This window comes from Streptomyces sp. NPDC044003 (assembly GCF_056435185.1).
In genome coordinates, this window is the sequence record NZ_JBWKFA010000003.1 from 900550 (window position 1) to 912619 (window position 12070).

Annotated in this window: 14 protein-coding genes; 11 read left to right on the top strand and 3 right to left on the bottom strand. The window is 72.4% G+C overall.

From position 1 onward, the window contains the following. Positions 1-3: 3 nt before the first annotated feature. Positions 4-837, top strand: a complete 834-nt coding sequence (locus tag AC07AW_RS16015; protein ID WP_478816035.1) for a class II fructose-bisphosphate aldolase — start codon at positions 4-6, stop codon at positions 835-837. Between the two features lie 106 nt (positions 838-943). Here the strand turns inward: AC07AW_RS16015 and AC07AW_RS16020 are convergent, their stop codons facing one another. Further along, positions 944-1381, bottom strand: coding sequence for a nitroreductase family deazaflavin-dependent oxidoreductase (locus AC07AW_RS16020; protein ID WP_478816036.1), 438 nt, complete (start codon positions 1379-1381; stop codon positions 944-946). A 169-nt stretch (positions 1382-1550) separates the two neighbouring features. Here AC07AW_RS16020 and AC07AW_RS16025 point away from each other — a divergent pair, with 169 nt between their 5' ends. Both AC07AW_RS16025 and AC07AW_RS16030 read left to right on the top strand, forming a co-directional pair. Further along, positions 1551-2345 (top strand): alpha/beta fold hydrolase, encoded by a 795-nt coding sequence (locus AC07AW_RS16025; protein ID WP_478816037.1) that lies wholly within the window; start codon positions 1551-1553, stop codon positions 2343-2345. 76 nt (positions 2346-2421) lie between these two features. Continuing rightward, positions 2422-2661, top strand: a complete 240-nt coding sequence (locus AC07AW_RS16030; protein WP_478816038.1) for a hypothetical protein — start codon at positions 2422-2424, stop codon at positions 2659-2661. A gap of 77 nt (positions 2662-2738) precedes the next feature. On the opposite strand, the gene AC07AW_RS16035 is transcribed toward AC07AW_RS16030, so the two are convergent. Further along, a complete protein-coding gene (locus AC07AW_RS16035; RefSeq protein WP_478816039.1) occupies positions 2739-3194 on the bottom strand; it encodes an Lrp/AsnC family transcriptional regulator in 456 nt (151 codons plus the stop codon). Between the two features lie 94 nt (positions 3195-3288). Here AC07AW_RS16035 and AC07AW_RS16040 point away from each other — a divergent pair, with 94 nt between their 5' ends. The 3 genes from AC07AW_RS16040 (at position 3289) to AC07AW_RS16050 (ending at position 5175) form a co-directional block, all read left to right on the top strand. Beyond that, on the top strand, positions 3289-4152 hold the full coding sequence (locus tag AC07AW_RS16040; RefSeq protein ID WP_478816040.1) for an LLM class flavin-dependent oxidoreductase: 864 nt from the start codon (positions 3289-3291) through the stop codon (positions 4150-4152). Then, positions 4149-4577 carry a nucleoside deaminase gene (locus tag AC07AW_RS16045; protein ID WP_478816041.1) on the top strand — a complete coding sequence of 143 codons (429 nt, stop codon included), beginning with the start codon at positions 4149-4151 and terminating at the stop codon, positions 4575-4577. Before AC07AW_RS16040 ends, AC07AW_RS16045 begins: the two co-directional genes overlap by 4 nt. Positions 4578-4641: 64 nt before the next feature. After that, complete coding sequence (locus AC07AW_RS16050) at positions 4642-5175, top strand: GNAT family N-acetyltransferase (RefSeq protein ID WP_478816042.1); 534 nt, start codon at positions 4642-4644, stop codon at positions 5173-5175. Between the two features lie 57 nt (positions 5176-5232). On the opposite strand, the gene AC07AW_RS16055 is transcribed toward AC07AW_RS16050, so the two are convergent. Beyond that, positions 5233-6516, bottom strand: a complete 1284-nt coding sequence (locus AC07AW_RS16055) for a serine hydrolase domain-containing protein (protein WP_478816043.1) — start codon at positions 6514-6516, stop codon at positions 5233-5235. A 327-nt stretch (positions 6517-6843) separates the two neighbouring features. On the opposite strand from AC07AW_RS16055, the gene AC07AW_RS16060 reads away from it, so the two are divergent. From AC07AW_RS16060 to AC07AW_RS16080, 5 genes are all read left to right on the top strand, one after another. Beyond that, on the top strand, positions 6844-7713 hold the full coding sequence (locus AC07AW_RS16060; protein WP_478816044.1) for a poly(ethylene terephthalate) hydrolase family protein: 870 nt from the start codon (positions 6844-6846) through the stop codon (positions 7711-7713). 95 nt (positions 7714-7808) lie between these two features. Further along, the gene (locus AC07AW_RS16065) at positions 7809-9158 is read left to right on the top strand and encodes an FAD-dependent oxidoreductase (protein ID WP_478816045.1); all 1350 of its coding nucleotides are present in this window, start codon (positions 7809-7811) and stop codon (positions 9156-9158) included. 63 nt (positions 9159-9221) lie between these two features. Continuing rightward, a complete protein-coding gene (locus AC07AW_RS16070; protein ID WP_478816046.1) occupies positions 9222-10178 on the top strand; it encodes a GlxA family transcriptional regulator in 957 nt (318 codons plus the stop codon). Between the two features lie 133 nt (positions 10179-10311). Continuing rightward, a complete protein-coding gene (gene gap / locus AC07AW_RS16075) occupies positions 10312-11310 on the top strand; it encodes a type I glyceraldehyde-3-phosphate dehydrogenase (RefSeq protein ID WP_478816047.1) in 999 nt (332 codons plus the stop codon). Positions 11311-11502: 192 nt separating this feature from the next. Then, a complete protein-coding gene (locus tag AC07AW_RS16080; RefSeq protein WP_478816048.1) occupies positions 11503-12069 on the top strand; it encodes a DUF4291 domain-containing protein in 567 nt (188 codons plus the stop codon). The last annotated feature ends 1 nt before the right edge of the window (position 12070 follow it).

The following is a 12070-nucleotide window of genomic DNA, read 5'->3' on the forward strand; positions in this document are numbered from 1 at the left end:
ACCATGCCGCTGACGCCCACCGACGAGATCGTCCGCCGCGCCCGCGCCGCGGGCACCGGGGTGGGGGCGTTCAACGTCCTCCAGCTCGAACACGCCCAGGCCATCGTGGCCGGCGCCGAGAACGCCGACCGGCCGGTCGTCCTCCAGATCAGCGAGAACACCGTCCGCTACCACGGAGCCCTGGAACCGGTCGCGCTCGCCTCCCTGGCCGTCGCCCGCGCCGCCAAGACCCCCGTGGCCGTCCACCTCGACCACGCCGAGAACCCCGACCTCGTCCGCGAGGCCGTCGCGCTCGGCCTGGGCTCGGTCATGTTCGACGCCTCGAAGCTGCCGTACGCGGAGAACGTCGCCGCGACCCGCGAGGTCGTGGAGTACTGCCACAGCCACGGCGTCTGGGTCGAGGCCGAACTCGGAGAGGTCGGCGGCAAGGGCGGCGCCCACACCCCCGGGGTGCGCACGGACCCCGAGGAGGCCCGCGCCTTCGTCGCGGCCACGGGAGTCGACGCCCTCGCAGTCGCGGTCGGCAGCTCCCACCAGATGGTGACCCGGGACGCCGTACTCGATCTCGACCTGATCGCCCGGCTGCGCGCGGCGGTGGACGTCCCGCTCGTCCTGCACGGCTCCTCGGGCGTCGCGGACCCGCACCTCACCGAGGCGGTCACGGCGGGCATGACCAAGGTGAACGTCTCCACCCATCTGAACAAGGCCTTCACCGAGGCCGTCCGCACCCACCTCGCCGAGCACCCCGCCACGGTCGACCCGCGCCACTACCTGACCCCGGCCCGCGCGGCCGTGGCCCGCGAGGTCGCCCACCTCCTGGCGGTCCTGGCACCGTGACCCCGTCCGGCCGGGCCTCCTGAAGCACACTCAGGAGGCCCCGCACGGAGGGCAGGACCGACACGGCGCGAGCCAGGGGTGTCGGGCAGGTCCCGCACAGCACCCCCTACTCGGTCCGCTCGGCGACGAAGACGGGGATCTCGCGGTCGGTCTTGCGCTGGTAGTCGGCGTAGTCGGGGAACGCCGCGACCGCCCGCTCCCACCAGGCCCGGCGCTCCTCGCCGGTCACCAGACGGGTCTTCATGTCCCACGCGCGCGTGCCGTCGCGCAGTTCGATCAGGGGCGCGGCGACCAGGTTGTGGTACCAGACGGGGTGCTTGACCGCGCCGCCGTTGGAGGCGACCAGCGCGTACGCGCCCTCGTGCTCGACCCGCATGAGCGGGGTCTTGCGGAGCTTGCCGCTCCTGGCGCCGAGGCTCGTGACCAGGACGACGGGAAGGCCCCGCATCGTCGTGCCGTCGGTGCCGCCGGACGATTCGTACAGCTCGACCTGCTCGCGCACCCACGTCGTCGTGCTGGGCTCGTACTCGCCTTCGAGGGGCATCGGTGTGCGTCCTTTCGGAGGGCGTCCGGCGGCGCCGGCCTGCTTGTCGCCGACGCTATCCGACACCGCGCGCCCGCGGCGGCAGCCGTTCCGGAGGGCGTTGTCAGTACCCGCTCGTAGGGTGGCTCCTGACAGTAGGACAGCGGCGCGACACAGGGGAGAGAGCGGCATGCGGGAGTTGTTCCTGGCGGCTGAGCGGGCGTACATCCGGTGGATCGACCTGCCGGGGGAGGGCCCCGTGCGGGTCTTCGTCCACGGGCTCGGGTGCACGGCGGCCTCCGACTTCGCCCACATCGCCGCCCATCCCGCGCTCGGCGGCGGCCGGGCGGTGCTGGTCGATCTGCTCGGCTACGGGCTGAGCGACCGGCCCGCGGACTTCGACTACCGCATGGAGTCCCAGGCGGCGGCGGTGGCCGCCGTCCTGGACCACCTCGGTGTCTCGGGCGTGGACCTCGTCGGGCACTCGATGGGCGGTGCCGTGGTCATCCACCTGGCGGCGGCCCGCCCCGATCTGGTCGCGCGACTCGTGGTGGCGGAGCCGAACCTGTACGCGGGCGGTGGGGCGTTCAGCTCGCCCGTGGCCGCCCAGGACGAGGACGCGTTCGTCGCGGAGGGCTTCGCCCGGATGCTCGCCGACACCGACCGCCCGGACTACGCCGCCCGGCTGCGGCTGGCCGACCCGAGGGCCGTCCATCGCAGCGCGGTCGCCCTGGTGGAGGGAAGCGTGCCCGCGCCGGGCGACCTGCTGGCCGGTCTCGGAGTGCCCAGGACCTTCCTGGTGGGGGAGTTGAGCCTGCCGGACGCCGACGCGGAGAAGGTGGCCGCGCTCGGCATTCCGGTGACCGAGGTGTCCGGCGCGGGGCACAACCTGATGCTGGACAACCCGGACGGCTTCGCGGCGGCCCTCGCCGACGCGCTCGCGGACGGCACGGCGGGCCCGGTTCCCGGCCACCGGAGCGCCTGATTCAGCCAGGTGAACCGGGTTCGACGGGGGTTCGATTGCAGGCGTATGGCGGATGCATGACAAGACCCCAACTCCCTTGAGGCACGCCCGTGGAGCGGCCAGGCTGCTGATCACGCCGGGACCGGACACACCGGTCCCGACCGTGTACGTGGCCCCACGTGCACTCCCCCACAGTCGCGCCCGCCCCACCCCTTCGGGCCATACCTCCGCCACCCCGGCCCAGGTCGCCACCGCCCTGATCAACGGCGCCACGCCCAACAAGGTGACCAGCCCGGGCAGCGGCTCCCCGAACCGCCTCCTGAGGATCGTCCAGTAGTCAGCGACACGGAAACGCCCCGGAGGCAGCCGCCGCCTCCGGGGCGTTTCCTTCGTCCACGGCGGACTGCCGGGTCGTCACGGGAACCCGGGCTCGCTCGGACCGCGCAGCGGCAGGGGGCGGCTGAAGACGAGATCGGTGGTCGTGCTGCCGAACTCCGCGAGGGCGTCCACGATCTCCTCCAGGTGCGCCATCGACGTGGCGGCGACCTTGAGGACGTAGCAGTCGTCCCCCGTCGTACGGAGACACTCCAGAATCTCCGAGCGCTCGCCGAGCAGCCGGCGCAGCGGCTCGTGCCGGGTCCCCGGGTACTTGAGCCGGACGACCGCGAGGACCGCGTACCCGATGCGCTCCAGATCCACCTCCGCCCGGTAGCCCGTGATCACCCGGGACTCCTCCAGGCGCCGCACCCGCTCCTTCGTCGCCGAGGCGCTCAGGTTCACCCGCCGTGCCGGCTCCGTGTACGCGATCCGGCCGTCCCGCTGAACCTCCGTCAGGATCGCCCAGTCCGTCGCATCAAGACTCTCGGTCATCCGATCAGATTACCGGCGAATCCACGGCCGAACGGCCCCTGAACAGGCGGGAATCACTTCAGATCACCCCTCGCGCCTGGCTAGCCTCTGCCGCGTGAAGATCGGAGTCAACATCCTCAACTTCGGCCCCGGCGCCGACCCCGGAATGCTGCGCAGCTGGGCCCAGACCGTGGAAGGCCTCGGCTACGACCTGCTGATGGTCTCGGACCACATCGCCATCACACCCGACGTGGCCGAGCGCTACCCGGCCCCCTTCTACGAGCCGTTCACCACCCTGTCCTGGCTGGCCGGCGTCACCACCCGCGTCCGACTCGGCACGACCGCCCTCATCGCCCCCTACCGGCACCCGATGCTCACCGCCCGCATGGCGGCCAACCTCGACGCCCTGAGCGGCGGCCGGCTCGTCCTCGGCGTGGGGGTGGGCTGGGCACGGCAGGAGTTCGCCGCCCTCGGGATCCCCTTCGAACGCCGGGGACGGATCACCGACGAACACCTCCGGGCCCTGCGCGAGGCCTGGGCCGACACCGCCGCCCACGGAGAGCGCCGGATCCCGGTCTGGATCGGCGGCCACAGCGACCCGGGCCTGCGCCGCGCCGTACGGTTCGGGGACGCCTGGCACCCCCTGCGCCGTACCCTGCCGCAGCTGCGCGAAGGCGCCGCAAGGTTGAAGGAGTACGCGGACGAGCTGCACCGTCCGGAACCCGCCCTGGCCCCTCGCATCGCGCTCAGGCTCACCACCGCCCCGGTCGCCGGACCGGACCGCCTCGCGGGGGAGGGCACGATCGAACAGATCATGGACGACCTCGACCAGCTGCGACACATGGGCACCGAGGCCGTCGTCCTCGATCCGTACAGCGGCGACCCCCGCGACACCATGCACCCGCAGGCCGCCTGGCAGGCGCTCGCCACCGTGGCCGCGCACCTCTCCACGTACCGCACCCGAACGGAGCCGTCATGACGACAGCCGACGACCACACCCTCCTCCGCCGCGCCATCGCCCTCGCCGCCACGGCACGGGAGTCGGGCAACCCGCCGTTCGGCTCGCTCCTCGCGGCATCCGACGGGACGGTCCTGGCCGAGGAGCACAACACCACCCTCACCGAGCGGGACATCACCGCCCACCCCGAACTCAAGCTCGCCCGGTGGGCGGCCCGGGAACTCGACCCGGCCACGGCGGCCAGGACCACGATGTACACCAGCTGCCAGCCCTGCGGCATGTGCGAAGCGGCCGTCCGGCAGGCGGGCCTGCGCCGCGTCGTGTACGCCCTCTCCAACGAACAGCTCCTCGCCATCCGCCCCGGCAGCGGCCGCCCGCCCGTACCGCAGGACGGCCCCGCGCTGCTCGACGAGGTACGGGCCGTGGTCGAGCCGTACTACCGCTGACCCGCTCGCGGCGGCCCCCGCCCTCCCTCGTGAGACCGGGCTCCGCATACGTCAGGATGGGGTCATGACCGAGATCCTCACCCCCCGACTCCTCCTCCGCCGCTGGAGCGACGACGACCTCGTCCCCATGGCGGAGATCAACGCCGACCCCGAGGTCATGCGGTGGATCGGCGACGGCTCGGTCCGGGACCTGGAAGAGACCGCGGAAGCCATCGAGCGGTACGAGGAGGAGTGGGACGAGGAGGGCTTCGGGATCTTCGCCGTCGAGCTCCTCGGCTCCGGCGAGCTCATCGGCTTCGCCGGACTCTCCGTGCCGGAGTTCCTGCCGGAGGTGCTCCCCGACGTGGAGATCGGCTGGCGTCTGGGCCGACAGTTCTGGGGCCAGGGGTACGCCTCCGAGGCCGCGCACGCGGTCCTGGAGTTCGCCCTCCAGGACCGCGGGCTCGACCGGGTCGTCGCCATCGCCCACACCGGCAACCGCGCCTCCGAGAACGTCATGCGCAAGCTCGGCATGGTGCCGGAGCGGGAGACGAGCCACCCGGTCCTCGGCGTTCCCCTGCGGGTCTACGCCATCGATCTCACCGAGTACCGGGCCTGATCACCGGAACCCTGCCGAGGCGCCGTCAGTGGCGCTCCGGCAGGTCCTGCTCCACGGTCAGTGGCGCTCCGGCAGGTCCCGCTCCGCCGGCAGCGGCGAGAAGTCGCCCGCCGCGGCCGAGGAGGCGGCGCGCGAGGACGGCGCCACCGCCGGCTTCTTGCCGCAGAAGGCCGCCTCCAGGGTCCCGCCGAGCGCCGTGTTGGCCTCGCCGTGGTTCGAGGTGTTCGCCATCGCCGACAGGCTGCGCCGGCCGTCGCGGGTCGAGAAGGCGTACGTGTAGAAGCCCTGCACGGTGCCCGTGTGCCCGTACACCCGGGTGCCGCACGACAGGTCGTAACGGCGCAGGCCGAGACCGTAGAACCGGGTGTTGGTGGTGTCCGTCGGCGTGACCGTCGTCATCGCCTCCAGCATCGCCGGGGACAGCAGCCGGCCCCGCATCAGCGCGCTGGTGAAGGTGTTCAGGTCGGCCGGGGTGGAGATGACGGCACCGGCGGACTGCGCCCAGGACACGGTCTGCTCCGTGGAGTCCACGAGCGGTTCCCCGGCCGCGTCCGGGTGCAGATAGCCCTGGACGTGCAGGCCCTTGATGCGTGTGTCGGGGTGGACGTACGACGTCCCGCGCAGCTTCAGCGGCTTGAAGATGCGCCGCTCGTACGCGTCGGACACCGGCCGGCCCGTGAGCTTCTCGATGAGCATGCCGACGACCACGAAGTTCGCGTTGGAGTACTTGTACGCCACGCCGGGCTCGGTGGTGCGGGGCTCGCTCAGGGACAGGTCGACGAGCTCCTGGTAGCTGAACACCCGGTTCCGTACGGCCTCGAAGCCCGGCACGGTGTCGTTGAACATCGCGTTCGTGTAGTCGGCGAGCCCGCTGCGGTGGGTGAGGAGGTGCCGGACCGTGATGCGGTCGTCGGGGAGCAGCCCGGGCAGGTAGCGGTTGACGGGCGCGTCGAGTTCCAGCCGGCCCTCCTCGACCAGCTGCAGGAGCACGACCGTGGAGAACGTCTTGCTGACGCTGCCGATCCGGAACCGCGCGTGGATGTCCATCGGCGCCCCCGACACCCGGTCCCGGACCCCGGCGGTCCGGCTCTCGACCCCCTCGGGGCCGGTGAACCGGGCCATCGCCCCCGGCGCGCCGTTGGCCATCGCCGAGTCGAGCGCCGCGACCACGCCCTCCATGTCCGGGGCGGGAACCGCGGGGGCGGCGCTCGCGACGGGGGCGGTCCTCGCGTCGGGGGCGAGGGGAGCGGCGAACGCGCTGGTGGCTGGGGCGACACCCGTCGCGAGGGCGGCGAGCACAGTGGCACTCACGGCCAGGCGGCGGTGCGAAGACAGGGGCACGGTGATTCCTCGGCTTCTTCCGGATCGTGGGGCCCGGCACCGGCAGGATCGGGCCGCGGGCGAGGGACCGCGCCGGTGTCGCGCGTGACCCCCTGTGTCCACGGATCAGGAGGGCCGTCGTGCGAGAACGGTTCCTGATATGGGGGGACAAGATCCGGACGGCGTAGTTCCGTCCCGGACCGCGGGCGACCGCCGTTGGGCGACTGCCCAGCCGGTCCCCGGCAGGACTGGGCTCCTGCCGACAGACAACGGCCCCGGACAGCTCGATCATTGCGCTGGTCACGCTTGCGAGGACGCGCAACGGGCCGCATCCGCAAAGGAGTTCACATGTCACGGAGTTGGGGCCGCGCACTCGGCGGCCTGCTGCTCGCCTTCCTGACGGTGGCGTACACCGGGCCGGGGACCGCCGGCGCGACGGAGCCGGCGACCGGCCGGATCCCGTCGGTCGGCACCGCCTGGGACCAGCCGGGCCCGTACGAGGTGACCGTCGACATCGAGGCGGTGCACACCTTCTACCACCCGAAGGACATGGGGCAGCGAGGAGAGCTCCACCCGGTCGTGATCTGGGGCAACGGCACCGGCGCCGTGCCCGGGATCTACAGCTCCCTCCTTCGCCACTGGGCGAGCCACGGCTTCATCGTGGCCGCGGCCAACACCCCCACCTCCAACTTCGCGCTCAGCATGCGCGCCGGGATCGACGTACTGGAGCACCGGAACGCCGGCAGCTCCAGCCCCTTCTACCGGAAGGTCGACCTCGAACACATCGGCTCCGCCGGCCACTCGCAGGGCGGCGCGGCCGCGGTCAACGCCGCCGTCGATCCTCGGGTCGACACCGCCGTCCCCATCCAGCCGGGACCGCTCACCGATCCCGACCTGATGGACGAGCCCGTCTTCTACCTGGCCGGCGAGCGCGACCTGACGGTGTGGCCGGCCCTCGTGCAGGCGCTGTACCGGGACTCGTCCCACGTCCCCGCCGTCTACGGAGAGGTCCGCGGCGCCGGCCACCTCAGCTCCATCGGGGACGGCGGCGACTTCCGCGCCCCGACCACGGCCTGGCTGCGGTTCTGGCTGATGGGCGACGAGAACGCCCGCGGGATGTTCTTCGGGCCCGGCTGCGCCTACTGCACGGACACCGACGTGTGGTCCGGCTGGGAGCGCAACACCCGGGCACTCCAGATCCCGGGCCCCGCGGTCTGACGGTCGACCCCGCCGTACTCCGGCACGGTAGGCTCCCGGCCGTCGCGATGATCTTCGAGACGACCGGGGGACGGACCCGGTACGGAGGGGGAAACGTGAAGCGCGCCGTTGTCCTGGGAGGAAGCTTCGCCGGGCTGCTCGCCGCCCGGGTCCTGAGCGACTTCGCCGAGGAGGTCGTGGTCGTCGAACCCGACCTCCTCGACGGCGAGCGGAACGGCACGGGTCCCGGCGCGCCGCACCGGGGTCAGCTGCATGCCCTGCTCGCGATGGGCCACACCCAGATCGAACGCTTCTTCCCGGGCATCACCCACGAGATGGTGAGCGGCGGGGCCCGCCTCGGACAGGGCGACGAGGTCCGGTTCTACGTCGACGGAGCGCTCAAGGCACCCGTCGCCGACACGCGGATGCTCGGCGCGACCCGTCCGTTCGTCGAGACGCACATACGGCGCCGCGTGACGGCCCTCGACAACGTCAGGCTCGAGCCCGCCACCGGCAAGGGGCTGATCCTCCGGGGTGGACGGGTCGTCGGCGCGCGACTGGCGGCGGTGGACGGCGCCGCGGCGGAGCCGACCGAAGAGACTGGGGCCGAGGTGTACGACCTGCGGGCGGACCTCGTCGTCGACGCCATGGGACGCTCCAGCCGGCTCGGCACCTGGCTCGCCGCGGAGGGCTGGGGCCAGGCACCGGTCGACCGCATGCGCGTCGACCTCGGCTACGCCACCGCCCGCTTCGCCCGCGGGAGCGAGCTCCCGGACACCGTGATCGCCCACTCCACACCGGGCCCGGCGAGCGACTACCAGCCGGCCGTGTGCGAACCCGGGGCCCTGACCGCTGTCGAGGACGACGCCTGGTCCGTCGTCCTCGCCGGATACGCCGACCACCGCCCGGGACGCGACCGGACGGAGTTCCTCGCGCGGATGAGGCGCTGCGTCGCACCCCTCCGCGAGGTGGCCGAGCGGTGCGAGATGATCGGCGAGGTGGAGCCCTTCTACTTCAGGGAGAGCCGCCGGCGCCGGTTCACCGACCTGACGAACTTCCCCGGTGGGCTCGTCGTCCTCGGAGACGCCCTGGCGACCGTGAACCCCGTCTACGGCCAAGGGCTGACCCTCGCCGCCCTCCAGGCCTCCTCGCTCCACGTCCACCTGAGGTCCGGCGCCTCGCCGCACGACCCGGCCTGGGACTACTTCCGCCGGGCCGCGGTGGTCGTCGACGCCGCGTGGCAGCTCTCGACGACCGCGGACCTCGCCCAGCCGCACGTCACCGGACCGTACCCGCGCGGCTACCGGTTCCTGCGCTGGGCGGGCGACCACATCACGACCGCCTCGGTCAGGGACGCGCGGGTCAATCAGACGTACATGGACGTCGTCCACATGCGGAGGCACCCGAAGGCCCTCACCGGCCCCCGCGTCCTCGCGCGCACCGCGCGCGTCCTCTGGCGGGGGTGACGGGGCAGGCGCTCGGGACCGCCGCTGACCAGCGAGGACACGCGTACGCGTACCCTCGTGGACGTGTCTGCTTCAGGTCTCCACCGCGTCGCCGTCCTCGTACTCGAAGGGGCGAAACCCCTCGATGTCGGAATCCCCGCGCAGGTCTTCACGACCCGGGCGAGCATGCCGTACGAGGTACGGGTCTGCGGCGCGGAACCCGGGGTCGTGGCCGGCGGCGACGGCCTCGCGTACCAGGTCGCCCACGGCCTGGAGGCGCTCGCGTGGGCCGACATCGTCTTCGTCCCCGGCTACCGCCACCCGGACCGTGAGGACCCGCCGCGCGCCGTGGTCGACGCGCTGATCGCCGCCCACGACCGCGGGGCCCGGCTCGCCGCCATCTCGACGGGGGCCTTCGCCCTCGCCGCCACCGGTCTCCTCGACGGCAAACGCGCCACGACGCACTGGCACTACGCGCGGGCGCTCGCGGCGAAGCGCCCCCTGATCCAGGTCGACGAGAACGTCCTCTTCGTCGACGAGGGCAGCATGCTGACGTCCGCCGGCGCCGCCTCCGGCATCGACCTGTGCCTCCACATCCTGCGCCGCGACCTCGGCGTGGCCGCCTCGAACCACGCCGCCCGGCGCCTGGTCGCCGCCCCGTACCGCAGCGGCGGCCAGGCACAGTACGTACCGCGCAGCGTGCCGGAGCCGCTCGGCGAGCGGTTCGCCGCCACCCGTGAATGGGCACTGCACCGGCTCGGCGAGCCCCTCACCCTGGAGATACTCGCCCGGAACGCGGCGGTGTCACCGCGCACGTTCTCGCGCCGGTTCGCCGAGGACACCGGCTACACGCCGATGCAGTGGGTCATGCGGGCCCGCATCGACATGGCCCGTGAACTGCTCGAACGCTCCGAGCGGGGCGTCGAGCAGATCGCCGCCGACGTCGGCCTGGGCACCGGGGCGAATCTGCGCCTGCACTTCCAGCACATCCTCGGCACCACGCCGAGCGAGTACCGGCGCACGTTCGCACAGGGCGAGTAGAAGGCCTTGAGGGCGCCGTGGCGTGACCTTGGCGCGATACTTGCGGACCATGGCGATCACGCCGCTGGTTGAGACCGGTGATCCGCGCGAACCTGGGTGGCGAATCGGAAGGTCGGAAGGGACACCACCGCTCATGACTCGCATCGCCATCAATGGTTTCGGTCGCATCGGACGCAACGTGCTGCGCGCGCTCCTGGAGCGCGACACCGACCTCGAGGTCGTCGCCGTCAACGACCTCACGGAGCCCACCGCCCTCGCGCGGCTGCTCGCCTTCGACTCGACGTCGGGCCGTCTCGGCCGCCCGGTCACCGTGGACGGCGACACCCTCGTCGTCGACGGCCGCCGCATCAAGGTGCTCGCCGAGCGCGAGCCGGCGGACCTGCCGTGGGCCGAACTCGGCGTGGACATCGTCCTGGAGTCGACCGGCCGCTTCACCTCGGCCAAGGCCGCCCGCGCGCACCTCGACGCCGGGGCGAAGAAGGTGCTCGTCAGCGCGCCCGCGGACGGCGCCGACGTCACCCTCGCGTACGGCGTGAACACCGACGCGTACGACGCCGATCTGCACACGATCGTCTCGAACGCCTCCTGCACCACCAACGCGCTCGCGCCCCTCGCGAAGGTCCTCGACGACCTCGCCGGCATCGAGCACGGCTTCATGACGACCGTCCACGCCTACACGCAGGAGCAGAACCTGCAGGACGGCCCGCACCGCGACCCGCGCCGCGCCCGCGCCGCCGGCGTCAACATCGTGCCGACCTCCACGGGCGCCGCGAAGGCCATCGGTCTCGTCCTGCCGAACCTCGACGGCAAGCTGTCCGGCGACTCGATCCGCGTGCCCGTCCCGGTCGGCTCGATCGTCGAGCTCAACACGACCGTCGCCCGCGACGTGACCCTCGACGACGTCCTGGCGGCCTACCGCACCGCCGCCGAGGGCCCGCTGGCCGGTGTCCTCGAGTACTCGGACGACCCGCTGGTCTCCGCCGACATCGTGGGCAACCCGCACTCGTCCATCTTCGACTCGGCCCTCACCCGCGTCGAGGGACGCCACGTCAAGGTCGTCGCCTGGTACGACAACGAGTGGGGCTTCTCGAACCGCGTCATCGACAGCCTGCAGCTCCTCGCCACGCGCTGACGAGAAGCCGAACGGCCTGCTCCCGCCGCAACGGCGGGAGCAGACATGGTCACACGCCGACTCGGGCCGCACGGAGTCGGCGTGTGACGCGTTTTCGGACCGGCGGGGAGCGGGCGTTCGTCGGGCGGCACGCACACCCGCACCTCGAAAACCGTTCGCCCCGCCGGCGGGCCGGGTGACAGGGTGCGGGGCATGGCACCCCAGTACCAGATCCGTGCCGACCACGACGCACGCACCATCGTGGTCTACCAGGCCTACTCGCCCGCCATCGCCGACGCGGCGCTGCGCGCCGGGCGCTTCGTCACCCCGTTCTCGTTCCACCGGATGACGTGGATCAAGCCCTCGTTCCTGTGGCTGATGCACCGCAGCAACTGGGCCCGGAAGTCCGGCCAGGAGCGGATTCTCGCAGTGCGGATGACCCGCGAGGGGTGGGAGGAGGCCCTGTCCCGGGCCGTGCTGACGACCTCGGACCCGGAGGCCGTGGCGCGGGCAGCCGTGCACGTGCAGTGGGACCCGGAGCGCTCGGTGCGCGGGGCGGCGCTGAACCACTACAGCATCCAGGTCGGGATCAGCCGCCAGCTGATCCGTACGTTCAACGACGACTGGATCGTGGGTCTCACCGACCTCACTCCCCAGGTCCGCAAGGCCGCGACGCTGATCCAGTCGGGACGTGCGGCCAAGGCGCAGGCCCTGTTCCCCGCCGAGCGTGCCTACCCGCTGTCCCGGACACTGGAGACCCTTCTGTGTCCGCGGGGATGAC